This window comes from Mangrovibrevibacter kandeliae (assembly GCF_024519155.1).
GTDB lineage: Bacteria > Pseudomonadota > Alphaproteobacteria > Rhizobiales > Rhizobiaceae > Mangrovibrevibacter > Mangrovibrevibacter kandeliae.
In genome coordinates this window covers 971,016-996,363 of record NZ_JANIFJ010000001.1, presented here as the reverse complement: position 1 = coordinate 996,363, position 25,348 = coordinate 971,016, and the positions used below count along the sequence as shown (strand labels likewise).

29 protein-coding genes are annotated in these 25,348 nt (G+C 68.4%); 13 read left to right on the top strand and 16 right to left on the bottom strand.

The genetic code is table 11. The features are described 5' to 3' along the window. The first annotated feature begins 37 nt into the window (after positions 1 to 37). Positions 38 to 1,378, top strand: coding sequence for a protoporphyrinogen/coproporphyrinogen oxidase (locus tag NPA30_RS04805; RefSeq protein ID WP_256801226.1), 1,341 nt, complete (start codon positions 38 to 40; stop codon positions 1,376 to 1,378). A 13-nt stretch (positions 1,379 to 1,391) separates the two neighbouring features. Here the strand turns inward: NPA30_RS04805 and NPA30_RS04800 are convergent, their stop codons facing one another. Both NPA30_RS04800 and NPA30_RS04795 read right to left on the bottom strand, forming a co-directional pair. Next, positions 1,392 to 1,610 carry a hypothetical protein gene (locus tag NPA30_RS04800; protein WP_256801225.1) on the bottom strand — a complete coding sequence of 73 codons (219 nt, stop codon included), beginning with the start codon at positions 1,608 to 1,610 and terminating at the stop codon, positions 1,392 to 1,394. Positions 1,611 to 1,613: 3 nt separating this feature from the next. Beyond that, complete coding sequence (locus NPA30_RS04795; RefSeq protein ID WP_256801224.1) at positions 1,614 to 1,889, bottom strand: hypothetical protein; 276 nt, start codon at positions 1,887 to 1,889, stop codon at positions 1,614 to 1,616. A 175-nt stretch (positions 1,890 to 2,064) separates the two neighbouring features. Between NPA30_RS04795 and NPA30_RS04790 the strand changes: the two genes are divergently transcribed. Next, a complete protein-coding gene (locus NPA30_RS04790) occupies positions 2,065 to 2,832 on the top strand; it encodes an SDR family oxidoreductase (protein ID WP_256801223.1) in 768 nt (255 codons plus the stop codon). Between the two features lie 82 nt (positions 2,833 to 2,914). Here NPA30_RS04790 and NPA30_RS04785 read toward each other — a convergent pair whose 3' ends face one another. Beyond that, the gene (locus tag NPA30_RS04785; RefSeq protein WP_256801222.1) at positions 2,915 to 3,901 is read right to left on the bottom strand and encodes a CAP domain-containing protein; all 987 of its coding nucleotides are present in this window, start codon (positions 3,899 to 3,901) and stop codon (positions 2,915 to 2,917) included. Between the two features lie 181 nt (positions 3,902 to 4,082). On the opposite strand from NPA30_RS04785, the gene NPA30_RS04780 reads away from it, so the two are divergent. The 3 genes from NPA30_RS04780 to NPA30_RS04770 all read left to right on the top strand — a co-directional run bounded on the left by NPA30_RS04780 (position 4,083) and on the right by NPA30_RS04770 (position 7,512). Then, a complete protein-coding gene (locus tag NPA30_RS04780; protein ID WP_256801221.1) occupies positions 4,083 to 4,991 on the top strand; it encodes a class I SAM-dependent methyltransferase in 909 nt (302 codons plus the stop codon). Next, entirely contained in the window at positions 4,988 to 5,725 is a 738-nt protein-coding gene (locus tag NPA30_RS04775) for a pseudouridine synthase (protein WP_256801220.1), read from the top strand. Before NPA30_RS04780 ends, NPA30_RS04775 begins: the two co-directional genes overlap by 4 nt. A gap of 137 nt (positions 5,726 to 5,862) precedes the next feature. Next, on the top strand, positions 5,863 to 7,512 hold the full coding sequence (locus NPA30_RS04770; RefSeq protein ID WP_256801219.1) for a peptide chain release factor 3: 1,650 nt from the start codon (positions 5,863 to 5,865) through the stop codon (positions 7,510 to 7,512). A 27-nt stretch (positions 7,513 to 7,539) separates the two neighbouring features. Here the strand turns inward: NPA30_RS04770 and NPA30_RS04765 are convergent, their stop codons facing one another. The 6 genes from NPA30_RS04765 to NPA30_RS04740 all read right to left on the bottom strand — a co-directional run bounded on the left by NPA30_RS04765 (position 7,540) and on the right by NPA30_RS04740 (position 12,260). Beyond that, positions 7,540 to 8,391, bottom strand: a complete 852-nt coding sequence (locus NPA30_RS04765) for a universal stress protein (RefSeq protein WP_256801218.1) — start codon at positions 8,389 to 8,391, stop codon at positions 7,540 to 7,542. A 122-nt stretch (positions 8,392 to 8,513) separates the two neighbouring features. Further along, complete coding sequence (locus NPA30_RS04760) at positions 8,514 to 9,641, bottom strand: ATP-binding protein (protein WP_256801217.1); 1,128 nt, start codon at positions 9,639 to 9,641, stop codon at positions 8,514 to 8,516. Beyond that, entirely contained in the window at positions 9,638 to 10,627 is a 990-nt protein-coding gene (locus tag NPA30_RS04755; RefSeq protein ID WP_256801216.1) for an ATP-binding protein, read from the bottom strand. Before NPA30_RS04755 ends, NPA30_RS04760 begins: the two co-directional genes overlap by 4 nt. Then, positions 10,624 to 11,028: an ATP-binding protein gene (locus tag NPA30_RS04750; protein ID WP_256801215.1), complete on the bottom strand. Its 405-nt coding sequence runs from the start codon at positions 11,026 to 11,028 to the stop codon at positions 10,624 to 10,626. The genes NPA30_RS04755 and NPA30_RS04750 overlap by 4 nt, the downstream gene beginning before the upstream one ends. Next, entirely contained in the window at positions 11,018 to 11,392 is a 375-nt protein-coding gene (locus tag NPA30_RS04745; RefSeq protein WP_256801214.1) for an STAS domain-containing protein, read from the bottom strand. The genes NPA30_RS04750 and NPA30_RS04745 overlap by 11 nt, the downstream gene beginning before the upstream one ends. A gap of 22 nt (positions 11,393 to 11,414) precedes the next feature. Continuing rightward, a complete protein-coding gene (locus NPA30_RS04740; protein WP_256801213.1) occupies positions 11,415 to 12,260 on the bottom strand; it encodes an STAS domain-containing protein in 846 nt (281 codons plus the stop codon). A gap of 289 nt (positions 12,261 to 12,549) precedes the next feature. On the opposite strand from NPA30_RS04740, the gene NPA30_RS04735 reads away from it, so the two are divergent. Further along, complete coding sequence (locus NPA30_RS04735; protein WP_256801212.1) at positions 12,550 to 13,002, top strand: BA14K family protein; 453 nt, start codon at positions 12,550 to 12,552, stop codon at positions 13,000 to 13,002. A 69-nt stretch (positions 13,003 to 13,071) separates the two neighbouring features. Here the strand turns inward: NPA30_RS04735 and NPA30_RS04730 are convergent, their stop codons facing one another. Next, on the bottom strand, positions 13,072 to 14,892 hold the full coding sequence (locus NPA30_RS04730; protein WP_256801211.1) for an aminopeptidase P family protein: 1,821 nt from the start codon (positions 14,890 to 14,892) through the stop codon (positions 13,072 to 13,074). 210 nt (positions 14,893 to 15,102) lie between these two features. On the opposite strand from NPA30_RS04730, the gene NPA30_RS04725 reads away from it, so the two are divergent. Then, positions 15,103 to 15,300 carry a hypothetical protein gene (locus NPA30_RS04725; protein WP_256801210.1) on the top strand — a complete coding sequence of 66 codons (198 nt, stop codon included), beginning with the start codon at positions 15,103 to 15,105 and terminating at the stop codon, positions 15,298 to 15,300. Positions 15,301 to 15,387: 87 nt separating this feature from the next. Here the strand turns inward: NPA30_RS04725 and NPA30_RS04720 are convergent, their stop codons facing one another. From NPA30_RS04720 to NPA30_RS04710, 3 genes are all read right to left on the bottom strand, one after another. Further along, a complete protein-coding gene (locus NPA30_RS04720; RefSeq protein ID WP_372338756.1) occupies positions 15,388 to 16,248 on the bottom strand; it encodes a 50S ribosomal protein L11 methyltransferase in 861 nt (286 codons plus the stop codon). Positions 16,249 to 16,280: 32 nt separating this feature from the next. Further along, positions 16,281 to 16,874 (bottom strand): SCO family protein, encoded by a 594-nt coding sequence (locus NPA30_RS04715; RefSeq protein WP_306228697.1) that lies wholly within the window; start codon positions 16,872 to 16,874, stop codon positions 16,281 to 16,283. 135 nt (positions 16,875 to 17,009) lie between these two features. Further along, on the bottom strand, positions 17,010 to 17,168 hold the full coding sequence (locus NPA30_RS04710; RefSeq protein ID WP_256801209.1) for a hypothetical protein: 159 nt from the start codon (positions 17,166 to 17,168) through the stop codon (positions 17,010 to 17,012). Positions 17,169 to 17,215: 47 nt separating this feature from the next. Here NPA30_RS04710 and NPA30_RS04705 point away from each other — a divergent pair, with 47 nt between their 5' ends. Continuing rightward, on the top strand, positions 17,216 to 17,875 hold the full coding sequence (locus NPA30_RS04705) for a DapH/DapD/GlmU-related protein (RefSeq protein WP_256801208.1): 660 nt from the start codon (positions 17,216 to 17,218) through the stop codon (positions 17,873 to 17,875). Here the strand turns inward: NPA30_RS04705 and NPA30_RS04700 are convergent. Further along, entirely contained in the window at positions 17,872 to 19,086 is a 1,215-nt protein-coding gene (locus tag NPA30_RS04700) for an MFS transporter (RefSeq protein ID WP_256801207.1), read from the bottom strand. The two genes, NPA30_RS04705 and NPA30_RS04700, sit on opposite strands and share 4 nt — an antisense overlap. A gap of 196 nt (positions 19,087 to 19,282) precedes the next feature. Between NPA30_RS04700 and NPA30_RS04695 the strand changes: the two genes are divergently transcribed. The 4 genes from NPA30_RS04695 to NPA30_RS04680 all read left to right on the top strand — a co-directional run bounded on the left by NPA30_RS04695 (position 19,283) and on the right by NPA30_RS04680 (position 22,965). Continuing rightward, positions 19,283 to 19,636 (top strand): hypothetical protein, encoded by a 354-nt coding sequence (locus NPA30_RS04695; protein WP_256801206.1) that lies wholly within the window; start codon positions 19,283 to 19,285, stop codon positions 19,634 to 19,636. A gap of 79 nt (positions 19,637 to 19,715) precedes the next feature. Continuing rightward, a complete protein-coding gene (locus NPA30_RS04690) occupies positions 19,716 to 20,090 on the top strand; it encodes a hypothetical protein (protein ID WP_256801205.1) in 375 nt (124 codons plus the stop codon). Between the two features lie 490 nt (positions 20,091 to 20,580). Continuing rightward, positions 20,581 to 21,588: an SOUL family heme-binding protein gene (locus NPA30_RS04685; protein ID WP_256801204.1), complete on the top strand. Its 1,008-nt coding sequence runs from the start codon at positions 20,581 to 20,583 to the stop codon at positions 21,586 to 21,588. 132 nt (positions 21,589 to 21,720) lie between these two features. Continuing rightward, positions 21,721 to 22,965 (top strand): hypothetical protein, encoded by a 1,245-nt coding sequence (locus NPA30_RS04680; RefSeq protein WP_256801203.1) that lies wholly within the window; start codon positions 21,721 to 21,723, stop codon positions 22,963 to 22,965. A gap of 168 nt (positions 22,966 to 23,133) precedes the next feature. Here NPA30_RS04680 and NPA30_RS04675 read toward each other — a convergent pair whose 3' ends face one another. Together NPA30_RS04675 and NPA30_RS04670 are read right to left on the bottom strand one after the other, a co-directional pair. Beyond that, the gene (locus NPA30_RS04675; RefSeq protein ID WP_256801202.1) at positions 23,134 to 23,502 is read right to left on the bottom strand and encodes a cupin domain-containing protein; all 369 of its coding nucleotides are present in this window, start codon (positions 23,500 to 23,502) and stop codon (positions 23,134 to 23,136) included. A 16-nt stretch (positions 23,503 to 23,518) separates the two neighbouring features. Continuing rightward, a complete protein-coding gene (locus NPA30_RS04670; protein ID WP_256801201.1) occupies positions 23,519 to 24,799 on the bottom strand; it encodes an O-acetylhomoserine aminocarboxypropyltransferase in 1,281 nt (426 codons plus the stop codon). 66 nt (positions 24,800 to 24,865) lie between these two features. Between NPA30_RS04670 and NPA30_RS04665 the strand changes: the two genes are divergently transcribed. Further along, positions 24,866 to 25,336, top strand: a complete 471-nt coding sequence (locus tag NPA30_RS04665) for a PaaI family thioesterase (protein ID WP_256801200.1) — start codon at positions 24,866 to 24,868, stop codon at positions 25,334 to 25,336. Positions 25,337 to 25,348 lie beyond the last annotated feature (12 nt).

The window sequence follows — 25,348 nt, the reverse complement described above, 5'->3', positions numbered from 1 at the left end:
GAGGGGCGGTTCATGCCGCCTGCCGCGGAGGGCCCACATGCGTCCTGTTGCCGTTCTGGGTGCCGGCATTGCCGGCCTGACAGCCGCCGCCGAGCTTCGCCGCCGCGGCATTCCCGTCATCGTCTTCGAGGCCGGCAAGGCGGTCGGCGGCATGGCGTCGTCCTTCAAGGACAAGGACGGCTTCACCTACGATGTCGGCGCGCACTTCGTCACCAACCGCCTCGCTCGCGCGCTCGGCGCCGAGGATGTCTGCCGCACCGTCGGCTACTACGGCGAATCCGTGCGCATCGGCGGCCGGACCTACGGCTACCCGTTCGGACTGATGCGCTCGCCCCGCTACCTCGCGAGCGCCGCCGCGGCGCGGCTGAAGGACGGGGCGGTGGCGAATGCCGCCGACTGGTTCCGCCGCACCTATGGCGAAGCGCTGGCCGACGAGGTCGCGATTCCGCTCGCCGAGGCCTGGTCCGGAGCGCCGGCCGAGATGCTGGCGCCTTCGGTCGGCGCCAAGATGGGGCCGAGCGTCTTCAAGTCGCTCTATCTCAAGGCCGCGTCAAAGGTGACCGGCCGGGCCGTCTCCAACGGCTATTCGCATGAGATGCCGGAGAGCGCGGCGGTCTGGCACGTCTATCCCGAAGGCGGCATCGCGCGCCTGCTCGACCCGACCATGCGCCAGGTCGAGGACGTCATCCGCTTGGAATCCCCGGTCGAGAAGATCATTGCCGACGCCGGGCGCGCCGTCGCCGTACGCGTCGACGGCCAGGACATCGCCGTCTCCGCGGTGATCTCGACGGCACCGGTCAACGTGCTGCCGAAGCTCGTCGAGGGCACCGGCGCCTTGGAGGATCTCGCCCGCTTCCGCTACCGGCCGATGGTCTTCGTCAACCTGCGCTTTGCCGGTCGCAACCTGCTGCCCGACACGATGCTCTGGGTGCCCGATCGCGACCAGCCCTTCTTCCGCCTCACCGAAGCGCCGATCTCGATGCCGTGGCTGGCACCCGACGGCAAGACGCTCATCACCTTCGACCTCGGCTGCCAGATCGGCGACGCCACCTGGACGGCGCCCGAGGAGGAGCTTGCGGCGCGGTGTCTCGACGGACTGTGCCAGATCTTCCCGGCCCTGCGGGAGCGCTACCTCGGCCCTGGCGGTGTCGTGAAGACGGCCACCGCCTATCCTGTCTATCGCCTCGACTACGAGCCGACGCGGCAGAGCTTCGCACGCTCGACCGGCGTCGACGGCCTCTACAGCATCGGACGCAACGGGGAGTTCGCGCACATCCTAATGGAGGACATCTACTGGCGCACGCTGAAGCGGTGCGCGGAGATGGCCGCCTACGTGGAAGCGCTGCCGGACCGCAGGATCGTCCCCGTGGCCGCCTGAGCGCGACGGCCGATCAGCTTGCGACGCCGAATACCTCCGCGCACCGCGAGAGGCTCAGCCCCTCGCCGTCGCTGTCGCGCGTCATGCGGATGGCGTTGATGATGCCCTGCGGACTGACGGTGATCTGCGCCTCGCAGCCCAGCCGCTCGACGCGCGATGGGGACATCAGCACCTGGCCCGGCCGCGCCGGATCGGCTGGCGCCGTCTCGCCGTAGGTGCCGATGTTGATCACGGTCTAAGGCGACGAGCGCGCGCTCTTGCGCTCCTGCTTGGTCATCGGGCGGTAGGTCGCCGCGATCTGTCGCTCGGTGTCGCCACCCCGCCAGGTGTAGAGCGTGCTGCCGTCGTTCAGCGCGAACTCGCTCGCCGGCGGGCCATAGGCGGAGAAGAAGGCGTCGCTCGGCTGACCGATCCAGCGGCTCTGGATCGCCTGGCTGGCCTCCTCCGTCGTGGTGCATCCCGACAGGAGCGCGAGGCCCATCATCCAGCAACCGACCAGACGCAACCGCATGTTCCACCCCTCCCAAGTGTCCGGGTCGCATGAAGCCTGCCGTAGCGTCAGGCGTCAACCCGGCGGACGCGTGGACGCATCTTCGTCCCCGCAGACCTTGGATTTGCGCGTGACGCGGCCTAATCCTCCCGGATCCTGTCGGCCCGCCGGGTCGATCAAAGAACCGGAGGACCTCATGACCAACCCGCTCTTCGACCTGACTGGCCGCACCGCTCTCGTCACCGGCTCCTCGCGCGGGCTTGGCCACGCGATGGCCGAAGGTCTTGCCGAGGCCGGCGCACGCCTGATCGTCAACGGGCGCGACGAGGCCACGCTGGCAGAGGCCGCCGAGACCCTCCGCGGGCGCGGGTTCGACGTCACCGAGGCGGCCTTCGACGTCACCGACGAGGCCGGCGTCGTCGCCGCCTTCCAGAGCTTCGACGCCGCCGGCATCGAGGTCGACATCTGTATCAACAATGCCGGCATCCAGCATCGCCAGCCGCTGCTGGAGTTCTCCCTCGCCGACTGGAACCGGGTGATCTCGACCAACCTCACCAGCGCCTTCCTCGTCGGGCGCGAGGCGGCCCGGCGCATGGTGCCGCGCGGCCGCGGCAAGATCGTCAACATCGGCTCGCTGATGAGCCAGGCCGCACGCAAGACGGTCACGCCCTACGTCGTCGCCAAGGGCGGCATCAAGCTCCTGACCCAAGGCATGGCGGCGGAATGGGCCGCCGACGGCCTGCAGATCAACGCCATCGGCCCCGGCTACATGCTGACCGAGATGAACGAGGCGCTGGTCGCCAACGAGACCTTCAACGCTTGGGTGAAGGGCCGCACTCCGGCGGGCCGATGGGGCGAGCCGCGCGAGCTCGTCGGCGCAGCGGTCTTCCTCTCCTCGTCGGCGTCCGACTACGTCAACGGCCAGATCCTGTATGTCGACGGCGGCATGCTCGGGGTGCTGTGAGACATCCCTGCGTCGGCCTTCAGGGCGGAACTGATCCGACCGCATGCACTGCAGGAGAGCGGCGGCGGCCGCTCGTCCCGTGCTACCGCGCCGAAGCGAGCACCAGCACGGCGATCTTGCGTCCCGTCCCGTTCGCCTGAAGGGCGAAACCGACGTCGGTGACCGCGGGGTCCAGCAGCCGCTGGCGATACTGCGGGTCGTTCATCCACTGTCGGCGAAAGGCTCGAAGATCCGCCAGCGTCGGCTCCGTGCCGCAGCCGCCGCAGGCTGCGGAGACGACGCCGACCGAACGCCAGCGACTGCGCTGCTCGGCCGGAATGGCCTCGAGGAGGCTCTGCTGGAATTCGAGCGAGGGATCGTCCGCATCCGGATCCGGCAGCAGGCTCCGCGCCGCCGCGACCAGCGCCGCGTTCGCCTCGACGGCTGCGACGCCTTCTTCGGAGCGCGCGCGATTGATGACCGTCGCCGCGCGTGTCGCGACGTCGTCCTGCGCCAGAATGGTCGGCGCCTCGTCCTGCGGACCGCGAGGCGTGCCAGGGCCGGCGAAGGTCTGCACCGCGTAGAGGCCCTGCTGCGGGTCGAGCACGATCCCGTACCCGAAGCGGGCGATCCCTTCACGCAGGATGTTCTCCCGATGATGCGGACTGTTCATCCAGCCCGTCTCCAGCCGTTCGAGGGTCTCGGGCGTGATCGGCGGGCGGCATCCGGCGCAGCGCGCGATGTTCTCCTCGACGAGTTCCCACCGGCTTCCGCCGGCATCCCTGTAGCGATCCTGCACGTCGTCGCCGTCCGGCGAGGTATGAGAGTAGTAGTTGCGTGCAAGCATGTCCTCGGCGTGCGACTGCGCCGCCGCATTGAGGTCGTCGCCGAGGGTCAGCACCGAGCGGTCCTGCGACTGGCGATCCTTGTTCATCAAATCCAGCGCCTGCTGGCGCCACGCGTCCAGATCCTGCGCCTCGCCGGCGGAGGTGGCGGCCAAAGAGGAGGCGATTTCGAGCCACGCGCCGAAAACGAGGCGTCGAAGGTCGGTTCTAGCGGGCTGGCGGAGCCTGAGCCGGGCGATGGACATGCGGGCCTCCCTTCGATCGTCAGGCACGAAGGTGGTCCCGGAAACCGCGCAGACAACCACTGGATGAGCCTGCGCGGCAAGCGCTTGCCCTGGAACAGCCTGCTGAAACGGCACCTCGGCGATGCAGAGGCGATCGGCTCTGCTGCTTGTGCCGATGGGCCGCCCGTCTATAGAGGGAGCCATGACCTCCCTGCCCCACGGCCTCTACGGCGTGCCGCCCGCCGATCTCGTCGACCTGCCGCCCGACGCCCTGCAGTTCTCGCCCCTGATGCCGGGCGCGGTCGATCTCGCCGCGCAGCCGGAGGCGAGCCTTGCGGCAATCACCCTCCTTGCCCCGCACGGCACGATCGAGCGGCGCTGCGTTCTGGCGGCCGCCCTGCGCGCCCTCGCGCCCGGCGGCGCCCTCACCGCGCTTGCGCCGAAGGACAAGGGCGGCTCACGCCTCGCCAAGGAGCTGGAGGCCTTCGGCTGCGACGTTGCGGCCAGCGCACGCAGCCATCACCGCATCGCCGAGACGGCGAGGCCGGCGAGGCTGGACATCATTGCCGAGGCGCTCGCGGACGGCGCGCCGCGCTTCGACGAGGCGCTGGGCCTGTGGACGCAGCCCGGCATCTTCAGCTGGGACAGGATCGATCCCGGCAGTGCCCTGCTGCTTCAGGTTCTCCCGCCACTGGCCGGCCGCGGCGCCGACTTCGGCTCCGGCCTCGGCGTCCTTGCCCATGCGGTGCTGCGTTGGTCGAAGGTGAGCGACCTGACGCTGGTCGACCTCGACCGCCGCGCCATCGAGGTCAGCCGTCGCAACGTCGCCGACCCGCGCGCCCGATTCCTCTGGGCTGATGCCCGAACCGCAGAACTCGACGGCCTGGATTTCGTGGTGATGAACCCGCCCTTTCATGCAGCCGGCCTCGAGGATCGCGGCCTCGGCCAGGTCTTCATCCGCCGTGCGGCGGCAGCGCTGCGCAGGGGCGGCCGGCTGTGGATCACCGCCAACCGGCACCTGCCCTACGAGGCGCCGCTGCGCGAGGCCTTCGCCCGCGTCGAGCCGCGCGCCGACGAGGGCGGCTACAAGGTCTACGAGGCGGTGAAGTGAAGTCCATCCGTCTCGACAAGCTGCTCGCCAACATGGGCTACGGCTCGCGCCGCGAGATCCAGATGCTGGCGCGTCAGGGCCGCGTCCGCCTCGGCGACGACGCCCTGACGAGCGCCGAGGAGCGGGTCACGCCGACGCCGGACTGGGCGGCCGATCTCACCGTCGACGGCGAGCCGCTGGATCCGCTGCCCGGCATGGTGCTGATGCTGCACAAGCCGCTCGGCGTCACCTGCTCGCACAAGGAGGCGGGTCCGCTCGTCTACGGCCTCCTCCCTGCCCGCTGGCGGCGGCGCGACCCGGCGCTTTCGACCATCGGCCGGCTCGACAAGGAGACCTCCGGTCTGCTCCTGATGACCGACGACGGCGCGCTCCTGCACCGTGTCATCTCGCCCAAGCACCATGTCGAGAAGCGCTACCGCGTCACTCTCGCCCGCCCGCTTCGCGGCAACGAAGCCGACGTGTTGGCTGCGGGCACGCTGCTGCTGGAGGGCGAGGAGAACCCGCTGCTGCCGGTGGCGATGACGGAGCGCTCGCCCACCGAGGTGGATGTCGTCCTCACCGAAGGCCGCTATCATCAGGTCCGACGCATGTTCGCCGCGCTCGGCAACCACGTGGAGGCGCTGCACCGCGACCGCATGGGCGGGCTGGAGCTGCCGGCCGACCTCGAGCCCGGCGCGCTCAAGGTGCTGGACGGGGCCGACATCGAGGCGCTGCTGCCGTCGCGGGCGGCTTAGCCTTTTCTTCGCGGCCGCCCGATACGATGTAAGGGGCCTTGCTGGAAAAAACCGGCAAAGCCCCTTAGACAGAGCCTGATTTGCCAGGATGCCGCACCACGAGCCGGCGTCCGCTCCGTTCACGACAGGTCCAGAACATGGATACCACCGAGACCTTCACGGCCGAGGCGCCGATCGACGGCGGGCCCGAGGGCCCGTCCCGCGCGGCGCTCTTCGATGCGGCGACCGGCTACACCCGCCGTCGCACCTTCGCCATCATCTCGCACCCGGACGCCGGCAAGACGACGCTGACCGAGAAGCTGCTCCTGGAGTCCGGCGCGATCCGCCTCGCCGGCCAGGTCAAGGAGCGCGGCGAGCGCCGGCGCACCCGCTCGGACTGGATGGAGATCGAACAGAAGCGCGGCATCTCGATCTCGTCCTCGGTGATGACCTTCGAGTATGACGGGCTGGTCCTGAACCTCCTCGACACTCCCGGCCACGCCGACTTCTCGGAAGACACCTACCGCACGCTGACCGCCGTCGACTCGGCGATCATGGTGATCGATGCGGCGAAGGGCATCGAGGCGCAGACGCGCAAGCTCTTCGAGGTCTGCCGCCTGCGCGACATCCCGATCATCACCTTCGTCAACAAGATCGACCGCGAGGGCCGCGACCCGCTCGAGATCCTCGACGAGATCATGTCGGGCCTCGCGCTCGACGTCGCGCCGATCACCTGGCCGATGGGCATGGGCACCGACTTCCGCGGCCTCGTCGCCTTCCAGGACGGCCAGCCGGTGACGCTGACCCGCAACACGCGGGCGCGCGAGACCTTCGACGACGTCGAAAGCTTCCTGACCGAGCCGAGATTGACCGGCGACCCGGTCTTCGGTCCGGCGATGGAGGCGATGGACATCGCGCGCGCCTCGCTGCCCTCCTTCGACCTCGAATCCTACCGGCAGGGCCACATGACGCCGGTCATCTTCGGCTCGGCGATGCGGGAGATCGGCGTGCGCGAACTGCTCGACGCCGTGCGCAGCTTCGCGCCGCCGCCGCTGCCGCAGCCGGCCGAGCCGAAGCCGATCGAGCCGGCGATGAACGAGGTCTCGGGGTTCGTCCTGAAGATCCAGGCCAACATGGACCCCAACCATCGCGACCGCGTCGCCTTCGTGCGGCTGACCTCCGGCGTCTTCAAGCGCGGCATGAAGCTGAAGAACGTGCGCAGCGGCAAGGAGCTGAAGATCGCGAGCCCGATGTTCTTCTTCGCCCGCGAGCGCGAGGTGGTGGACGAGGCGGTGGCCGGCGACATCGTCGGCATCCCGAACCACGGCACGCTGTCTGTCGGCGACACGCTGACGGAGGGCTCGACCTTCAGCGTCACCGGCATTCCGAGCTTCGCGCCGGAGCTGATCCGCCGCGTGCGCCTGCCGGACGCGATGAAGGTCAAGCAGATGACCCGCGCGCTGAACGACCTCGCCGAAGAGGGCGTCACACAGGTGTTCCGGCCAATGCTCGGCTCCTCCTGGCTCGTCGGCGTCGTCGGCGCGCTGCAGCTCGACGTCCTCGTCTCGCGGCTCGAGGTCGAGTACGGCGTGACGATCATGCTGGAGAGCGCCGCCTTCGACACGGCCCGCTGGGTCAGCTGCGAGGAGCCGGCCGAGCTCGAGCGCTTCGTCAACGCCAACAAGGGCGACATGGCCTTCGACCGGGCCGAGCGGCCGGTCTTCCTCGCCCGCAGCGCCTGGGACATCTCGTACGCCCAGAAGAACTACCCGCAGATCGTCTTCTCGACGACGCGCGAAATCGGCTGAGCCCGCCGCTCGGCGGGCACGCCGGCCTCAGCGGAAGAGCAGCACCGGCACCTTGCAGGAGCGGATCATCTCGGTGGTGGTGCTGCCGATGATGAGCTGCCGGATGCGCGAGTGGCCGTAGGCGCCCATCACGACGAGGTCGACGCCGTCGCTCTCGACGCGTTCGGCGATGACCTCGTCTGGATCGCCCGGCACGATGCCCGACTTGATCTCGAAGCCGAGGTCGCGCAGCGTCCGGTCGGCCTCCCACAGCTTCGCCTCGGCGCCGCTCGAGGGATTGCCGACCATCAGCAGCTGGCCGGAGGCCCCCTTCAGGAGCTCGGTGCCGGCGATGAAGTCGATCGCCTTCATGCAGCTCGTGCCGCCGTCGAAGGCAACGAGGAACGTCGTGATCGGCTGGAAGGCCCGGGAGGCGACGAGGATCGGCTTCGAGCTGCCGCGCACCACCCGCTCGAGGTTGGAGCCGAGATGGGCGGAGGCGAAGTCCGCGGCTTCGCCGCGCTTGCCGATGACGACGAAGTCGGTGGTTTCCTCCGCCTCGATCACCGTCTCCACCACGTCGCCGTGCCGCAGCCGGTAGACGATGTTGTCGATCCCCTCGCCGCGCAGCTTGGCCTGCGCCTGTTCGAGCAGGGCGCGCCCCCGCTGTTGTGCAAGTCGGGCGCGCTGCTCGGCGAGCTTCTCGAGCTCGGCGGCGAGCGTGTCGCGCTCGCCGGTGTCGTGCGCTTCCTCGAAGGCGACCGGCGTGGTGGCGGCCTCCCGGCCGAGCGCGTGGAACAGGAGAACCCCGGAGCCGAGCCGCTTGGCCGCCCAGGCCGCGTGGTCGCAGACGCTGCTCGCGTAGTCGGAACCGTCGATACAGGCCAGAATCTTCGTCATCGAAATCTCCTCCGTGACGGCTGCGGAAGTCCGCAGTCTGGCTTGCTCCTAAAGCTGCAAGCTTGCTCCAATCGTGGAACACGGGAGGTTGCGACGCGGTTTGGACCGCCGCGACAATCGACCTAGTCCGATAAGTAATTTGGTATGGTCAACGTGACGGCGAGGCCATGGTCACTCGCGACGTCCAGCGTCGAGTTCATCTTGCGAGCGCTGCCTTCCACGATGCGCCAGCCGAGCGAGCGGGTGTTACGCAGCGCGGTCTGCGGATCGTCGAGGCCCGGTCCGTTGTCGCTCACCCGCAGCACGAGCCCGTCCGCATCGACATGGGCGTCGATGCGGATCTGGCCGGCGCGCCCGTTCTTGAAGGCATGCTTGGCGGCGTTGGTGACGAGCTCGTTGACGACGAGGCCGATCTCGGTCGCCGTGTCGAAGCTGACGGAGACCTGCTCGACGTCGCAGACGATATCGATGTCGTGTCCGAAGGCGACCGAGAGCTGCTGGGCGAGTTCCTCGACATGCAGGTTCAGCGCGATGCGCGCCACGTCCTCGGCGCGCTGCAGGAAGTTGTGGGCGTTGGCGAAGGCGCGGATGCGGCTGGTCAGCGTTTCGAGTGCGTCGCGCGCCTCGGGGGATCGGAGCTGGCGCGCCTGCATGATGGCGAGCGACTGGATCACCGCGAGGTTGTTCTTGGTGCGGTGGTGCAGTTCGCGCACCAGGAACTCCTGCTGGGCGAGCGAGTCGCGCAGCGCCCGGTTCTGCTCGGCGAGTTCGTCCAGCGGGCTCTCGTGCGAGGCCGCGCTCATCGCGGCCGCCGCCTTGCGGGCAAGCGCCGCGGGGTCGCTCTCGCCGGTGATCGCCAGCCCGAGCGTGACGACGGTGCCGCCGTCGCCGGTCTGCAGATCGAACTCGTCGACGAGCTTGCGCGAGCCGCTGAGACCAAGGCCCATGCCGGTCTGCGACTTGTGGCGGCCGCCGAGGATGCGCTGGGCGTTGTCGATCCCCGGGCCCTTGTCCGCGATGCGAACGTACAACTTGGCACCGCGCTCGCCGCTGCGGTCGAAGGCGTATTCGGCGACGCCGCCCCCGGCATACTGCAGGGCGTTGCGGGCGATCTCGGAGACTGCCGTGGCGAAGCGGATCTGATCGCGCACGCTGCATCCGCTGCTCTGGGCGGCGACGCGGGCCATGCGGCGGGCATGGGCGACGTCGGTGTCCCGCTCGATGCGTACGGAGGTGACGATCAGCTTCATGCGGCACTCTTCAGGACGACGACTCCGCAGTCGTCGGTGCCACGGCGATAGCGCCGGTAGAGCGTGGTTGCGATCGTCAGGGGCCGCCGGGCGTAGAGGCTCTGCGGCTCGCCGCCCTGGCCGTGCGTCTTCAGCCCGTCGGTCGCCAGCACCAGCAGGGAGCCGGCATGCCACTCGTGCTCGATCGCCTTCGAACGCCGTGCACCGCTGCCCAGAATGCCCGGCGCGGAGAGAAGCCCCTGGCGGCGGGTGCCGTGGACGATCTCGCCGCGCACGTTGCCCAAACCGACGGCGCGCAGAGTGCCGTCGCCATGCGGCACCTCGACGATCATCGAGGCTGCGCCGCGATCGCCGACGAGGGCATCGGCCACGGCCGCCTCGAGCTCCTCGAGCGGAAGGTCGGCGGTGTTGTCGAAGGCGTCCCGCCCCTGTTCGGCGATCTCCGCGGCCTTGCTGCCATGGCCGAGAATGTCGAGCAGCATCACGATCGTGCGCGTCGGCTCGACCCGGAACGACCAGATGTCCCCGCCCGAGGCGTGGCCGGGCTTCGGCACGATCAGGCCGGCGCAGTCGCCATCGGGCGCCGGCGGCCCTCCGCCGACGGTGGCGACGAGCGTGGTGCCTGCAGGATCCGAATGGATGTCGAGATCGTCGGACAGCCGGCGGATCGCCCCGAGCCCGCCGCCGATGCCCCCCGGGCTGTCAGTGGCGGTCGAGAAGCCGTCGGTCAGCGCCGCCTCGATCGAGGGCAGGCCCGGGCCGCAGTCGGTGCCGAGGATGTGCAGCCCGGCTATCGGCCCTGCCGCCGGAGACAGAAGGATTTCGCCCTCGCTGGCGTGACGCAGGAGGTTGGTGGCAAGCTCGGTGACGATGATGGCGATCCGATCGCAGCGCTCGTCGTCGAGGCCCAACCCCTGCGCCTCCTGTACGGCGCGCCGGCGCGCGGCGCCGACCTGGCTCGGTTCGTTCACCGGCAGCAGGATCATCGTGCGCCACACTCCATGATTACCGTCGTCCCCTCTCCCGGCAGCGTCTCGATCGCGAAGCGATCCACCAGCCGCCGCGCGCCGCTGAGGCCGAGGCCGAGCCCCTTGCCGGTCGTATAGCCGTCCTGCAGCGCCCGATCGACATCGGCTATGCCAGGCCCGTGATCGACGCACTCGGCAAGCACCGAAGGCCGGCCGGCCAGCTTGTGCAGATGGAAGGTCATCACGCCTCCGCCGCCGTAGATTAGGGCGTTGCGCGCGATCTCCGATACGGCCGTGACGAATTTCGTCCGCTTGATCGCGCTCGCCCCGATCCGGTCCATCGCATTCATCGCCGCCTGGCGTGCGAAGACGACATCGTTCGAACGCCGGAGGGCGATGGTCCACACATCATCGGGCACGGGAGGTCGAAGCCCGCCCGCTCAGGATGAGTCCCATCGCCTTGTCGGCGTTGAGCGCCGTCTCGACGCCCGCAAGCGTCATGCCGAGCTCGACGAGCGTCATTGCGACCGCCGGCCGCATCCCCACCACGATGGTGCGCGCGTTCAGCATGCCCGCCATCTCCGCCATCGCGCCCAGCATGCGCCCGACGAAGGTGTCGACGATCTCCAGGCTCGAAATGTCGATGATGACGCCCTTCGCCTTGGTGCGGGCGACCTCCTCCACCAGTTGATCCTGAAGCATCATCACCGAACGGTCGTCGAGGTTGTCGCGGATGGCGACGATGACGCAGCCTGTGATGGTGATGACGGGCGACGCGCCCATGCCCGACGCGTGCTCCACGCTCTCAGCCCCCGATCTTCACGCCGAGGCGTTCAAACGCGTAGGACAGGCCGCTCTGCAGGTCACCGCGGGTGACGACGTTCGGCAGATCGACGCCGAGATGGACGATGGTCTGCGCGATCTTCGGGCTGATGCCGGAGATGACGCATTCGGCCCCCATCAGCCGCACCGCCGCCGCGGTCTTCAGGAGATGCTGGGCGACCATCGTGTCGACCGTGGAGACGCCGGTGATGTCGATGATCGCGACCTCGGCCTCGCGCTCCACAATCGCCTGCAGCAGATTTTCCATGACGGTCTGCGCGCGGAACGAATCGACGGTGCCGAGCAGCGGCACGGTGACGATGCGGTCCCAGATCTTCACGACGGGTGCGGAGACCTCGGTCATCTCCGACTGCTGGCGTTCGATGATCGCCTCGCGCTGGTCGACATAGGCCGAGATCGCGTGCAGCGCCATCTGGTCGACGATCTTGGTGACCATCCAGACCTGGTCGATCAGGAGCTTCGGATCGTCGGCGTTGCGCTGGCTGAGGATCGTGAAGATGCTTTGCTTGATGGAGGCGATGAACCAGGCCATCTCGGTTGGCGACACGCCGCTCTCGGTGCGCGTCTGGCTGATGTGCTCGAGCGCCTCCCGCACCGGGTCCCAGCCCGGATTGGAGAAGTCGAAGGTGTCGTCGGACCGGGTGTCCCGCAGCGCCCGCGCCAACGCCTGCAGAAGCTCGCGGCTCTGCGCCTCGCTCTCCCGCGCCGAGACGACGTCGGTGCGACGCACGCCCTCGCGGCCCTGGTCCCGCATCCAGTTCGCGAGAATCTGGTCGAATTCGTTCTGGATGATCGTCGCGAGTGCCAAGTCCTCAGTCTCCTACCATTCCGCGTCTCATGCGCCCGGCCGCGGGACCGGCTCGGCGATGATGTTCAGCGCGTCATATCAGGATCGACGCGCAGGGAAAGCCCGCTCCGCATTCCAAGCCTGCGTTTCCCTCAGCGCGATGCGCAATCGCTACGCCCACCGCCGCCGGCCGCCGGAGCGGCTCGCATCAGCGTGATCGGCCGACAGCGGCCGAGCGCCCGTGTTCAGGAACCGTTCAGCTGACACCCTGTTAAGTCCGTGAAACGATCAGAGAACGGAGGAGGCTCGGATGACCTCGTACTTCAAGTCGCTGGTGGCCCTGCCGCTCGCGCTCGGCCTCGCATTCGCGCCGGTCGGCGTGTCGTCGCAGTCGCCGCTCGCGTCGATTTCCGGAGCAAGTGCCGCGCATGCGGAAGGCCGCCCGAAGCCGGTGGGACGCAGTCATTACTACCGCTATCGCGGCGACCACGGGCATTATCGGGGCCATTATCGCGGCCATCGCCGGTACTACCGTGGCCACCGCCGCCACAACGGCGGCGCGGCGCTGGGCGCGGCCATCATCGGACTCGGCGTCGGTGCCGCGATCGCCTCCTCGCCGCGCCACTATGAGCGGGGCTATGCCGGCCATCCCCGGCCCTGGACGCGGGAGTGGTATCGCTATTGCTCGGCCCGCTACCGCTCGTTCGATGCGCGCAGCGGGACGTTCCAGCCTTATCACGGACCGCGCCAGCTCTGCCGCTGACCGGTACAGAAAGAGCTCGAGACGATCGACGGGAGCGGCCATGGCCGCTCCCGCTTTCGTATCGGCTGGTCAGAGCGGTGCGGTCACCTCGCGCAGCCATGCTGCGACCTCCGCCTCGACGATCGGAGCGACGATGTCTGCAACGCGGGCGTGATAGTCGTCGAGCCAATGCCGCTCTTCGCGTGTGAGCAGATCCAGGTCGATCAGCTGCCGGTCGATCGGCGCGTAGGTGAGCGTCTCGAAGCCGTGCATCGGGAGATCGCCCCCCTCGATGGCGGCCGCGTCCTCGACGACCAGCAGGTTCTCGATCCGGATGCCGAACGCGCCCTCGCGGTAGTAGCCGGGCTCGTTGGACACGATCATGCCGGGCTCCAGCACATGGAAGCCGCGCCGCGAGATCGACTGTGGCCCCTCGTGGACCGCAAGGTAGGCGCCGACCCCGTGACCGGTGCCATGACCGAAGTCCAGCCCCGCCTTCCACAGCGCGATCCGCGCGAGCGGATCCAGTTCGAGGCCGCGTGTCCCCTTCGGGAAGCGTGCCGTCGAGATGGCGATCATGCCTTTCAGGACGAGCGTGAATGTCCGCCGCATCTCCGCGGTCGGTTCACCGATGGCGACCGTGCGGGTGACGTCGGTGGTGCCGTCCTCGTATTGCGCCCCCGAATCGAGCAGGAAGAGCTCTCCGTCGCCGAGCAGCCGGTCGGTGTCGCGGGTGACGCGGTAGTGGATGATTGCGCCGTTCGGCCCCGACCCGGCGATGGTGTCGAAGGAGATGTCGCGCAGATCGACGCCATCGCGCTCGCCCGCCTCCATCCGGCAGGCCTCGAGGCGCTCGGCCGCGGCGATCTCGCCGATCGTCCCAGGCGCTTGCAGCGACAGCCAATGGAAGAAGCTTGCGAGCGCGGCGCCGTCGCGTCGGTGCGCGGCGCGCGCGCCGGCGAGTTCGGCCGACGTCTTGCGTGCCCGCGGCAGGCGGGCAGGATCGGCCTCCTCCACCACCGTGCCACCGGCCTCCGTGACCACCGCCGCGAGGCGCGCGGCCGTCAGTCCGATGTCGAGCGAAACTTTGCGACCCGGGGCAAGCGTGCGCAGCGAACGCTCGAGTGCTTCAGGCTCCTCGAGGGTGACCAGCGTTTCGAGATGCGCGCGCGCGGCGTCGTCGAGCTTGCGGGGATCGATGAAGAGGCGCCCCCCGCCCCCCCGCTCGACGATGGCGAAGGACAGCGGCAGCGGCGTGTGCGGCACGTCTCCGCCGCGGATGTTGAAGGTCCAGGCGATCGAGGACGGGTCGGTGAGGACGACGAGATCGGCGCCTTGCCGTTCGAGAACGCCGCGAATTTCGGCGAGCTTCTCGGAGGCCGGACGTCCGGCGAGATGCTCCGGATGCACGACCACCGGGGCGCTCGGCGGCGCCGGCCGGTCGTTCCAGATGGCATCGACGGGGTTGGCCGGCAGTTCGATCAGCGCACCGCCCTCGGCTTCCAGCGCCTCGCGCAGCTTGCGCACGTCGCCGACCGTGTGGAGCCAAGGGTCAAGGCCGATCCGTAGCCCTTTCAGCTCCTCGCTTGCAAACTGGGGCAGCGGCCGCTCGACCGAGGATTCGACGGAAAAGACTTTGCCGTCGACCTGCTGGCGGGCCTGGATCGTGTACCGCCCGTCGACGAAGAGCACCGCCCGGTCCCGCAGCACGAGTGCGACGCCGGCCGAACCCGTGAACCCGGTGATCCAGGCGAGGCGCGCAGCCGAGGCCGGAACGTATTCGCTCTGATGCTCGTCGGCGCGCGGCACCACGAAGCCGTCGATGCCGAGGCTGTCGAAGCGATCGCGCAGGCTCGCGACACGCCGGGCGCTGTGCTCGGAGGATCCGGGGGACTCGAAACTCTGGAACATCCGCTGCCTCATCGTGACCGTTGTCTCAGGGCCGGACCACTACGCCCATGCGCCTCCGGGCGAAAGCTGCCGAGCCGAATCGACGCCGGCCTGCTGCATTGCAGCAAACGCGCAGGACCTATGCATGTGCCCCGGTGGCTCGTGCGGGAGGCAATGGGCATATTTCGGTCATCGGGAGGACTTGGACGAGATTTGATCAGGAGCCAAACGATGACGACTTCAGCCGATGTGACCCTTCGCCCGCGTTCCAAGAGCGTCCTTCGCGTCGCGTTCGAGCGCTACATCGAAGCGCGCCAGCGCCAGGCAGATGCCTATGTCGCGTCGCGCGTTGCGATGTGGAACGCCGACCACTTCAGCGGCTTCGACCGCAGCAATCACGCTGACGGCAGCAGCCCGATCCGCCGCTGAATCCAACCGCGGCCTCGGCGTTGCGGCACACTCGAGACCCAGTATGCAAGGGCGCCGTTTCGGGCGCCCTTCGTCTTTGCGCCTCTCCTACCGCGTGAGGTGGAGCGTTACCCAGTCGCCGCGCCAGAGCGTGTGGCGATGGAAAAGCCCCTGCACGCGATAAGCGGCAAGCACCGCGTTCCGCTGCCGCCCCAGGATGCCGGACAGGACGAGGTCGCCGTCCCTCGTCAGGGCCCGCGCAATGCCGGGCGCGAGCCGCATCAACGGACCGGCCAGGATGTTGGCGACGATCAGGTCGTACGGGCTCTGGTCGCGGATCGCCGCCGCCGACAACCCGGTCGCGACCGCTGTCTGCACCAGGGTGTGCACGCGGTTGGCCCGCACGTTCTCCTGCGCCACCCTGACCGCCACCGGATCGATGTCGGTCGCCAGCACCGGCACCCGACCCCGCAGCGCGAGTGCGATCGCCAGGACGCCGCTGCCGGTGCCGAGGTCGAGCGCGTTCTGCGGCATTCGCATCGACAGGATGCGGTCGATCGCCTCCAGGCAGCCCGCGGTGGTCTCGTGGTGGCCGGTGCCGAACGCCTGCCCTGCCTCGATCTCGATCGACAGATCGTTGGGTTTCACGCGCGCCCGATCATGCGCCCCGTGCACCAGGAAGCGACCCGCCCGAACCGGCTTCAGGTCGGCGAGCACCTGCTCCATCCAGTCGACGTCCGGAAGATCCTCGCGCTCCACCCGCGCGACGCCCGCGGCGTCCGCCACCTCCTGCGATCGGTCCCCGCCATCGGCCTCAAAATACACCGAGACCTCGTGCTCGCCGCGTGCCTCGTCGATCTCGAAGATCGAGAGCGGCGCGGCCTCGTCCTCATAGGCGGCCTCGAGCCGCCCATAGGCGGCCTGCGCCTCCGCTTTGCCCGCACGCAGGAAGTAACGCACCTGCGTCACGCCCATGCCGGGTGGCGCCTCTTCTTGGTCTTTCACGATGCGGTCAGCCTCTCGAGCTTGTCGAGCGCGGAAGCCTGATCCTCGCCATAGGCGATGGTCCCCTTGAGCCGGCCCTCGGCGTCGAGCAGGAAGACGGAGGCGGTGTGATCCATCGTGTAATCGTCGCCCTGGGGCACCTTGCGGGCGTAGATGCCCCAGCCCTTCAGCATCTCGGCGATGGTCGGGGGATCGCCGGTGATGCCGGTGATGTCAGGAGACAGGGCGCTGGTATAGTCCTTCATCACCGCCGGGCTGTCGCGCTCCGGATCGACGGTGACGAAGTAGACCGGCAGGCGGCGCCCTTCCTTCTGCAGCTCGTTCTGGAAGTTCGCCATCTCGGCGAGCGTCGTCGGGCAGACCTCGGGACAGTGGGTGAAACCGAAGAAAATCGCCGCAGGCCTGCCCCGGAGGTCCTTGTCGCTGATCGGCTTGCCGTCCTGGTCGACGAGCTGGAAGGGCGTCCCGTAGGGCGCCTCGCTCGCGACGATCGGACCGGAGGTGTTCAGGAAGTAGAGAGCCGCCGTCGCGCCCGCGAGCAGTGCGACCACCACCCAGAGGGCGAGGCGGACATAGGCGATCGGTCGCATCGCGGCCTCCTCTTTCGCTTGGACATCGAGCGGGCCTCGGCGGCCGTCGGGTCCCGCCTTTACGCGTGCCTCGTGCGAGACACAAGCGCGCGCTGGCGCCCGAGACGCGGGCGCAGCGTCGCAGCGGAAGTCCCGTCAGAAGCAGCCGGACCAGCCGTCCTGCGCCAGTTGCACGAAGATCTGCAGCCCGTGCCGCATCCACCCGGCGACCGCGAGGAACGCGACGAGGGCCGTCGCGCTCAGACCGAGGGCGGCGAGCGCAGGACGGCCAAGATGCGGTCGCGTACGGAGCATGACCGCACTATACAGGCGCGAGCTGGAAGACCCAAGCGGAGACGGTCATGGTGGACGAGACGAGCGCGGCCGACGCAGCCGACGGATCCTCGCGCTTGCGCCCGGACGAGCCGCGCATCCATCCGACCGCCGAGCTGAAGGAGTGTCGCCTCGGCCGGCACGTCGAGATCGGCCCGCGCACGCTGCTGCGCGAGGTGAGCGTCGGCGACTTCTCCTATTTCGAACGCGGCGGGGAAGCGATCTACACCAGCGTCGGCAAGTTCTGCTCGATCGCGGCCAACACACGGCTGAATGCGCTCGAGCACCCGGTCGAACGGCTGACGACGCACAAGCTCACCTATCGCCCGAACGAGTATTTCCGCTATCTCGGCATCGACCAGGCGTTCCGCGAGCGCCGGCGGTCGAAGCGCGTGACCATCGGCAACGACGTCTGGATCGGCCACGGCGCCGTAGTCATGCCGGGCGTGACGATTGGCGACGGCGCGGTCGTCGGCGCCAATGCGGTCGTCACACGTGACGTGCCGCCCTTCACCATCGTCGCCGGCGTGCCGGCGCGCGCGTTGCGCCCGCGCTTCCCAGAGCGTGTCGCCCGGCGCATCGCCGCCCTCGCCTGGTGGGACTGGCCGCAGGATCGCCTGCATGCGGCCGTTCCCGACATGCAGGCGCTGCCGATCGAGGACTTTCTCGACCGGTGGGAGGCGCGTTAGCGCCCGGCCCTGCGCGGCGCATCCAGCGCCAGGAACGAGACGAGCGCTAAGGCCGGCGGCACCAGGCCCAGAATGCAGATGCCGACCCAGCCGAACCGCTCGAGCACCGGGCTCGTCAGCGCCGAACCGAGCGCGCCGCCGAGAAAGAAGACCGCGAGGTAGACGGCGTTGAGCCGGCTGCGGATCGCCGCATCCAGCTGATAGATCTCACGCTGGCTGATCACCATGTTCGCCTGCACGCCGAGATCGAGAATCACGCCGGCGAAGACGAGGGCGACCAGCGAGGTCTGGCCGAAGAGGGCGGCAACGAAGGCGCCGATCACCAGGAGCATCGCGATCACCGTGCCGAGCACGGTATGGCCGCGGTCGGCAAGCCGGCCGGTGACCGGGGCAGCGACCACCCCGAGGACGCCGGACAGGGCGAACAGCGCCACGCCGCTCGGGCTGAAATCATAGGGCTCGCGCAGCAGGATCAGCGGCGCGGCGGTCCAGAACACGGTGAACACGCCGAACATCGCCGCATGATAGAGCGCCCGATGGCGCAGCACCGGCTCGCGCAGGAACAGCCGACCCAGGGAGACGATGAGCTCGCCGTAGCTGTGGCGGTGGCTTGGTCGGCGGGTCGGCACGAGGACCGCACAGGCGAGCGCGGCGAGCGCCACCGCGCCGGCCGACAGCGCGAAGACGCCGCGCCAGCCGACATATTCGGCGAGGAAGCTCGCGACGGGTCGGGCGAGCAGGATTCCGAGCAGCAGCCCGCTCATCACGTTGCCGACGATCCGTCCGCGTTCGGCCGGCGGTGCGAGGTGAGCGGCGAGCGGCAGCAGCATCTGTGCGGCCGTGGAGGTGACGCCGACGACCAGCATCGCGCCGAACAGGATCGCCACGCTCGGCACGAAGGTGAGGCCGATGAGCGCCGCGACGTTGGCGATCATCGTGACGATGATCAGGCGCCGGTTCTCGAGCACGTCGCCGAGCGGGACGAGCAGCACGAGACCGAGACAGTAGCCGATCTGGGTGAAGGTGACGATCGCGCTCTCGGCGGCCCGGGGCAAGCCGAGTGACTCACCGATCAGCGCGACGAGGGGCTGGGCGTAATAGAGGTTGGCGGCGAGCGCGCCGCAACTGAAGGCGACGAGGACGGTCAGGCCGGCGCTGATCCCGCCGCCCTCCTCTGCGAGGCGGCGGCCGGAGGATTGGGTGATGGTCATAAAAGCTCGGGCTCGGGGGTGCTGCAGCGCGATATAAGCAACGTCGCTGCCAGCGCATAGCCCGCCGCGTGCCAGGCGGTCCTTTGGAGACCGGCGACTGATACCGCCTTCGCCGCGCGCGCTTTCCCGGGCCGGCTTCGGAACGGATCATCCGCCCCGGCAATTTCGCCGGCATGATCTGAAACGGGAGTTCCCGATGCTACGCACCCTCTTCGCCGCGGCGGCGATCGCCACTGCCTTCGCCGGTTCCGCTTTCGCCCAGGCCTCCCCTGATCCGACGACCACCTCGTCCGTCAGTCCCGACGATGCTGTCGAGGTGTCGCTCGGCCAGGACGACATCCGCAGCCGCATCGCGGAGGAACTTCAGGTCGACCTCCCCTCGGTGCCGCTGACGATCCCCGTCTCCGCAGAGCTCGCGGCCGAGGTCTGTCCGGTGAACGACCAGAACCTTGCCGAGCAGAAAGAGGTGAGCCCGGTGCGGACCTGCGCAGCGGTGCACTACTCGGAGGCCCTGCGTGACGTGGCCCGGGCGCATCTCGGCGAGCGCTGACCGGGCGAATGACGGCGAGTTAACGGAACCCCTCGCCCGCGCGCGCGATTTCACCAACAGTTTCAACCGGATCTGGATCATGCCCCGACAGCAGACGATCATCGCCCTCGCCGCAGCGAGCCTTCTCGGGCTCGGCGCGGCAGCGCAGGCCCAGACGAGTGCTCCCGCGCCCGACACGCAGGCGGCTCCCGGTCTCGACGCCGCCCCCCCGTCCGTTGCGCCCGATGCCGGCGCGCCTGGCGCACCGGATCTTCAGGGAACCGGGCGATGCGACCCGTCTGCCTCGGGCGGCGACAACGCGAGCCGTCAGCTCGCCGACTGCGGCGGCGTTTTGACGCCGCCCGGCGGCGTCGATCCGCAAATTCAGGCGCCGGCGCCGGACCCGAACCCCGGCACGACGCCCGTCATTCCGCCTGGCGCGGTGCCGGAGCAGCCCGCCGAAACGCCGAAGTGAGGCATCTGGTGTCGGGATGCGCTCGACACCGGTGCGATCAGCGGACGCTGGCGCTCTTCGAACCATGACAGCCAGTCCAGCGTTGTGGCGAAGAGCGTGGTCGCACAGCTGACGCAGCGATCCGCCGGTGACTGTGGCCGTCCTTGTCGGGCCGCGGCCAACGGCGGGATCGTCCCGGGGGCCGTGACGGGGGTCCCCGGGACACCTCGGCAGCAGCGACCTCAGACGCGGCTCAGAAACAAAAAGGGGCGGCCGTCGGGCCGCCCTAGCTTGCTGGAGTATCAGGTCAAAACGAACCCGATGAGACCGAAATCCTTCGGCCGGCAAAAGGTTGCGTGGCACATCAACTAGATCGCCGCATCTGCGAACGTTCCGCCGACTGATCAAGTCGCAACCAACATCACCCGCTCGCGTTGTTCGCACGGCCGGCCCGACCTCGGCTGCAAGGCCAGCGAGCCCGTATCGACACCGCCACTCTCAGGAGATCTCCATGTCCCGCCACTCCTCCTCTCCGGCCCTCGAACGGCTCAGCGAGGCGATCAGCGACATTGGTGAACGCATCGGCGAGCTGGAGGAGCAGGTGATCGATCGCCTCGACCTGCGTCCGAGCCGGACCGAGCGCATCCGCCGCAGCCTCGAGCGCCACCTGCCGACACTGCACCAGCGCCAAGGCGTATCGCGGTACGTGCCGGAGTTCCTCTCCGGCTGGTCGCTCCCGACCACCGACGATGCCCGCTCCGTGGCGCGCTCGGTCCGCAACGCGATGCCGGACTGGCGTCATCAGACCGACGAACTCCGGGCCGGCCTCGATGATGTGCAATGGCCGAGCCTCTCGCGCCTGCGGCGCCAGACCCACACCGAACGGCGTCTGGACTTCCTGCGGGCTCGTCCGACGATCTCGACGCTTCTGATCGCGGGCGGCGCCATCCTCGCCGTCGGTGCGGCCTACTATGCGACCCGCAAGCTGTCCGAACACACCGAGGAGCCGGACTACGACGCTGTGCGGCAGGACGGTGACGTCGAGATCCGCGACTATGACGGCATGGTCATCGCCGAGACCATCAAGAGCGGCTACCACGAGAAGGCGCGCCGCAACGGCTTCGAGACACTGGCCGACTACATCTTCGCCCACAATCGTCCGGGCAAGAAGATCGCGATGACCGCCCCCGTCATGCAGCAGCTGGCCGAGAGCGAGGGTCGGACCAAGGGCTGGGCCGTGCGCTTCGTGATGCCGAAGAAGTACACCAAGGAGAGCCTGCCCCTTCCCGGCTCCAGTGATGTGACGCTGAAGGAGGTGCCGGCGCGTCGCATGGTGGTGATCCGCTTCTCCGGCACCTTTACCGCATCGCTCGCCAGCAAGAAGCTGATGGCGCTCTACAACTACCTCGCCGACGAAAACCTGAAGCAGAAGGGTGATCCGATCTACGCCTTCTACAACCCGCCCTGGACGCCGGGATTCCTGAAGCGAAACGAGATCCTGATCGAGATCGAGCGATAGATCGTAACACCGGCGCCGCCACGTCACGTGGCGGCGTCTCACGCAGTTCGAGAGGTTTACGCCTCATAGTTGTAATTCGCACCCTTTCGCGTACACTTGGTCTCCGGCGGTACACGGACGTCGGGGTATGGCATGGGGTGGCTGAGCAACGACCCGCAGCGCATACTGATCGTGCTGGCACTCAGCGGACTGATGCCGCTCTCCATCTTCTTCGGGCGCGGCATCGTACGGCGGCGCCGCACGTTTCTTCTCGACCGGCTCAGTCAATGTCTCGTTGATCCTCCTGGGCGCACTGACCTCGCAGAGATGCTCGATCTGGTTCGAGCGCGGTACCACCCGAGGAGCGACCATGGCGGCGAGCAGCGGCTGTTGACCGTGGCGAAGACTGCCTTCTCCTTCATGCTGCCCGCCGTCCTTCTCATCCTGGTGTCGACCCTCGCACTCCTGATCATCTGGGATGCGGGGATCGCCAGCCGGGGAGCAGCCATCCAGCAGCGCCTGTTTCTGGATGGCTTCCAAAGCGGGGCTGCCGCCGCAACCTACCGCAAAGGCACCGTTCTCATCATCGCCGTCGCCTTTGTCAGCGCCTATGTCTGGGTGGTGGATTACCTCGTATTGCGCGTCGCGAATTTCGATCTGACGCCAATCGATTTCGTCCGATGCACCATCCACATCGTACTCAGCGTGCTGGTCGCGACGGTACTCCGCCACGTCCTGGCGGTCGCGAACGACATCACCCAAGGGGCAAGCGTGGCCTTGACGGCAACGGCGGTGCTTGGGCTCGTCTTCATGTCGGGGCGCGACCCGGCCTTTGGGATCCGAACGCTGATCGATCGCCTGCCCAGCGCCTTGCGACTGCGCCGCACGATCCCGCAGTTCAACGCAATCAGCCGTGATCTGCCGCTCGATCTGATCGATGGGATCGACCCGTCGATCAAGTTCCGCCTGACCGGCTACGAGATCAATGACGTACAGAACCTCGCGATGGAGAACGCCATTTCCCTCGTCATATCGACGCCTTACGGGCTCGCGCGCATCGTCGACTGGATCGCCCAGTCTCAATTGCTCCTGACTGTCGGACCGGATGCGTTCCTCACGCTGCGCGGCGCGGGCATACGGACCATCTTCGACTTTCTGGAAGCCGCTGCGGACCCCGCGGCCGCGAACAATATCGGCAAGCTCGCGAGCGGCTGCGACGCCAACCCGCTGATTGGCAGCATCGCGTCGAGCATGCGCCGCAACCCGGCCACCGCCCACCTCCTTGCTTTACGCGATGCCATGCAGGTCGCACCGAGCCGCAAGCCAAAAGATCCAGGCACAGGAGCCCCGAGCCTAGTGCGACAACAGGCGCCCTGGGTTATGCGGAAAACAGGGTGATGCTCAGACAAAGCGAGCCAACGCACGCTGGAACTTGAGCGCCCACGGGCCTTAGTCGACCGGGCCGCAAGCGTCGGACGACGTCCCGGCCTCGCTGGGCCGACCCTCGCGGCCCCGATCCCGCGCCAAACATTCTCCGGCGGAACGGTCCCGTGGCCCTGAAGCGCTCTAGACCTTGATCACATAGCTCTTTCGCGTGGTCTCGACGACCTTCCAGCGCCCTCTGAAGCCTGGACGGATCACCATGACGCTCCCGGCTTCCAGCCGTAGCGTCTCGCCGCCATCCTCCGTCAGCTCGGAGACGCCGCTGATGACGTGGAAGAACTCCCACTCGTCATACGCGACGCGCCACTCCCCGGGCGTTGCCTCCCACAGGCCGGCATAGAGGTCCTGCCCGTCGTCCTCGGCGTTCCAAGTCCGAAAGGTCGGGTTGCCGGCAATCAATCGATCCGGTGCGGGCGCGCCCACCTCCTCCGGAACCGTCGCGGGATCGATGACGAGAAGCCGGGCGAATGTCCGGTCCGCATCCTTGCTCATGCCTCCGCTCCCCGCGTCAGGTCTTCGCCAGCGCCTGATCGAGATCGGCGATGATGTCCTCGACATCCTCGATGCCGACCGACAGACGAACCACATCCGGCCCGGCGCCCGCAGACAGCTTCTGCTCGTCGGCGAGCTGGCGATGTGTCGTCGAAGCCGGATGGATAACGAGCGAGCGCGTGTCGCCGATGTTGGCGAGGTGCGAGAAGAGCTCGAGGCCCTGCACGAGCGCGACGCCGGCGTCATAGCCGCCCGTGAGGCCGAAGGTGAGCACGGCGCCGGCGCCCTTCGGACAGTAGCGCTGCATCAGCGCATGGTGCCGGTCGCTTTCCAGCCCGGCATAAGAGACCCAGGCGACCTTCTCGTGGCGCGCGAGGTGCTCGGCGACCCGTCGAGCATTGTCGGCGTGGCGCTGCATCCGGAGCGGCAGGGTCTCGATGCCGGTCAGGATCATGAAGGCGTTGAAGGGCGAGATGGCCGGACCGAGGTCGCGCAGGCCGAGCACCCGGCAGGCGATCGCGAAGGCGAAGTTGCCGAAGGTCTGGTGGAGGACGACGCCGTTGTACTCCGGCCGGGGCTGCGACAGCACCGGGTAACGGCCTGACGCCGACCAGTCGAAGGTGCCGCCGTCGACGATGACGCCGCCCATCGAGTTGCCGTGGCCGCCCATGAACTTGGTGAGGGAGTGCACGACGATGTCAGCTCCGTGGTCGATCGGCCGGCAGAGATACGGCGTCGCCAGCGTGTTGTCGACGATGAGCGGCAGTCCGTGCCGGTGAGCGATCTCGGCGATCGCAGCGATGTCGGTGACGACGCCGCCGGGATTGGCGATCGACTCGATGAAGATCGCGCGCGTCTTCTCCGAGATCGCCTGCTCGAACGACGACAGGTCGTCGGGATCGGCCCATTTGACGTGCCAGTCGAAGGACTTGAAGGCGTGTCCGAACTGATTGATCGAGCCGCCGTAGAGCCGGCGGGAGGCGACGAATTCGTCGCCCGGCTGCATCAGCGCGTGGAAGATCAGGAGCTGGGCGGCATGGCCCGAGGCGACGGCCAGCGCCGCCGTGCCGCCCTCCAGCGCCGCAACGCGCTCCTCCAGGACGGCCTGCGTCGGATTCATGATGCGGGTGTAGATATTGCCGAACTGCTGCAGTCCGAACAGCGCCGCGGCATGGTCGACATCGTCGAACACGAAGGACGTCGTCTGATAGATCGGGGTCGCCCGCGCGCCGGTCGCCGGATCGGGTTGGGCCCCGGCATGCACGGCAAGGGTATCGAAACCGGGTGCTCTGTCCATGGTGCTCTCCTCCTGTCGCCCGCGCCTCCTCCACCAGGCTCGTCCCTGGCCTGCGCATCTTCCGCAATGTCTATACGCTCGCGTCACGAGCGGGAAGGAGAGCCCATGCTGCCATTGATGGATCGGGATGACGTGGACGCCTTCCTGGCGCTGGAGTTCCCGCAGATGCGCCACGCCGGGCGGGAGATCATCGTGGCGGAGGTGCGCTCGGGGACGGCCGTGCTGCGGTTTGCGCCGGACGAGCGGGACCTGCGGCCGGGCGGCACCGTCTCCGGTCCGAGCCTCTTCGCCCTCGCCGATTATGCGGCCTACGCGGTGGTCCTCGCCCATGTCGGCCCGGTCGCCCTCGCGGTGACGACCAACATGACGATCAACTTCCTGCGCCGTCCGCGCCCGGGCCCGCTCCTCGCCGAGGCGCGGCTCCTGAAGCTCGGCCGCCGCCTCGCGGTCTCCGACATCGCCGTGCGGCCGGAGGGCGACGATGAGCTCGCGGCGCACGCGGTCGCAACCTACGCCCTTCCGCACGAGCGCGGCTGACGAGCACAATTT

Bases quoted from the DNA above. Each gene is read 5' to 3' on its own strand.
- NPA30_RS04805 (WP_256801226.1), top strand. From the start codon at position 38: ATGCGTCCTGTTGCCGTTCTGGGTGCCGGCATTGCCGGCCTGACAGCC.
- NPA30_RS04795 (WP_256801224.1), bottom strand. From the start codon at position 1,889: ATGCGGTTGCGTCTGGTCGGTTGCTGGATGATGGGCCTCGCGCTCCTG.
- NPA30_RS04790 (WP_256801223.1), top strand. From the start codon at position 2,065: ATGACCAACCCGCTCTTCGACCTGACTGGCCGCACCGCTCTCGTCACC.
- NPA30_RS04785 (WP_256801222.1), bottom strand. From the start codon at position 3,901: ATGTCCATCGCCCGGCTCAGGCTCCGCCAGCCCGCTAGAACCGACCTT.
- NPA30_RS04780 (WP_256801221.1), top strand. From the start codon at position 4,083: ATGACCTCCCTGCCCCACGGCCTCTACGGCGTGCCGCCCGCCGATCTC.
- NPA30_RS04770 (WP_256801219.1), top strand. From the start codon at position 5,863: ATGGATACCACCGAGACCTTCACGGCCGAGGCGCCGATCGACGGCGGG.
- NPA30_RS04765 (WP_256801218.1), bottom strand. From the start codon at position 8,391: ATGACGAAGATTCTGGCCTGTATCGACGGTTCCGACTACGCGAGCAGC.
- NPA30_RS04760 (WP_256801217.1), bottom strand. From the start codon at position 9,641: ATGAAGCTGATCGTCACCTCCGTACGCATCGAGCGGGACACCGACGTC.
- NPA30_RS04755 (WP_256801216.1), bottom strand. From the start codon at position 10,627: ATGATCCTGCTGCCGGTGAACGAACCGAGCCAGGTCGGCGCCGCGCGC.
- NPA30_RS04745 (WP_256801214.1), bottom strand. From the start codon at position 11,392: ATGGGCGCGTCGCCCGTCATCACCATCACAGGCTGCGTCATCGTCGCC.
- NPA30_RS04735 (WP_256801212.1), top strand. From the start codon at position 12,550: ATGACCTCGTACTTCAAGTCGCTGGTGGCCCTGCCGCTCGCGCTCGGC.
- NPA30_RS04730 (WP_256801211.1), bottom strand. From the start codon at position 14,892: ATGTTCCAGAGTTTCGAGTCCCCCGGATCCTCCGAGCACAGCGCCCGG.
- NPA30_RS04725 (WP_256801210.1), top strand. From the start codon at position 15,103: ATGACGACTTCAGCCGATGTGACCCTTCGCCCGCGTTCCAAGAGCGTC.
- NPA30_RS04715 (WP_306228697.1), bottom strand. From the start codon at position 16,874: ATGCGACCGATCGCCTATGTCCGCCTCGCCCTCTGGGTGGTGGTCGCA.
- NPA30_RS04710 (WP_256801209.1), bottom strand. From the start codon at position 17,168: ATGCTCCGTACGCGACCGCATCTTGGCCGTCCTGCGCTCGCCGCCCTC.
- NPA30_RS04705 (WP_256801208.1), top strand. From the start codon at position 17,216: ATGGTGGACGAGACGAGCGCGGCCGACGCAGCCGACGGATCCTCGCGC.
- NPA30_RS04700 (WP_256801207.1), bottom strand. From the start codon at position 19,086: ATGACCATCACCCAATCCTCCGGCCGCCGCCTCGCAGAGGAGGGCGGC.
- NPA30_RS04695 (WP_256801206.1), top strand. From the start codon at position 19,283: ATGCTACGCACCCTCTTCGCCGCGGCGGCGATCGCCACTGCCTTCGCC.
- NPA30_RS04690 (WP_256801205.1), top strand. From the start codon at position 19,716: ATGCCCCGACAGCAGACGATCATCGCCCTCGCCGCAGCGAGCCTTCTC.
- NPA30_RS04685 (WP_256801204.1), top strand. From the start codon at position 20,581: ATGTCCCGCCACTCCTCCTCTCCGGCCCTCGAACGGCTCAGCGAGGCG.
- NPA30_RS04680 (WP_256801203.1), top strand. From the start codon at position 21,721: ATGGGGTGGCTGAGCAACGACCCGCAGCGCATACTGATCGTGCTGGCA.
- NPA30_RS04675 (WP_256801202.1), bottom strand. From the start codon at position 23,502: ATGAGCAAGGATGCGGACCGGACATTCGCCCGGCTTCTCGTCATCGAT.
- NPA30_RS04670 (WP_256801201.1), bottom strand. From the start codon at position 24,799: ATGGACAGAGCACCCGGTTTCGATACCCTTGCCGTGCATGCCGGGGCC.
- NPA30_RS04665 (WP_256801200.1), top strand. From the start codon at position 24,866: ATGTCTATACGCTCGCGTCACGAGCGGGAAGGAGAGCCCATGCTGCCA.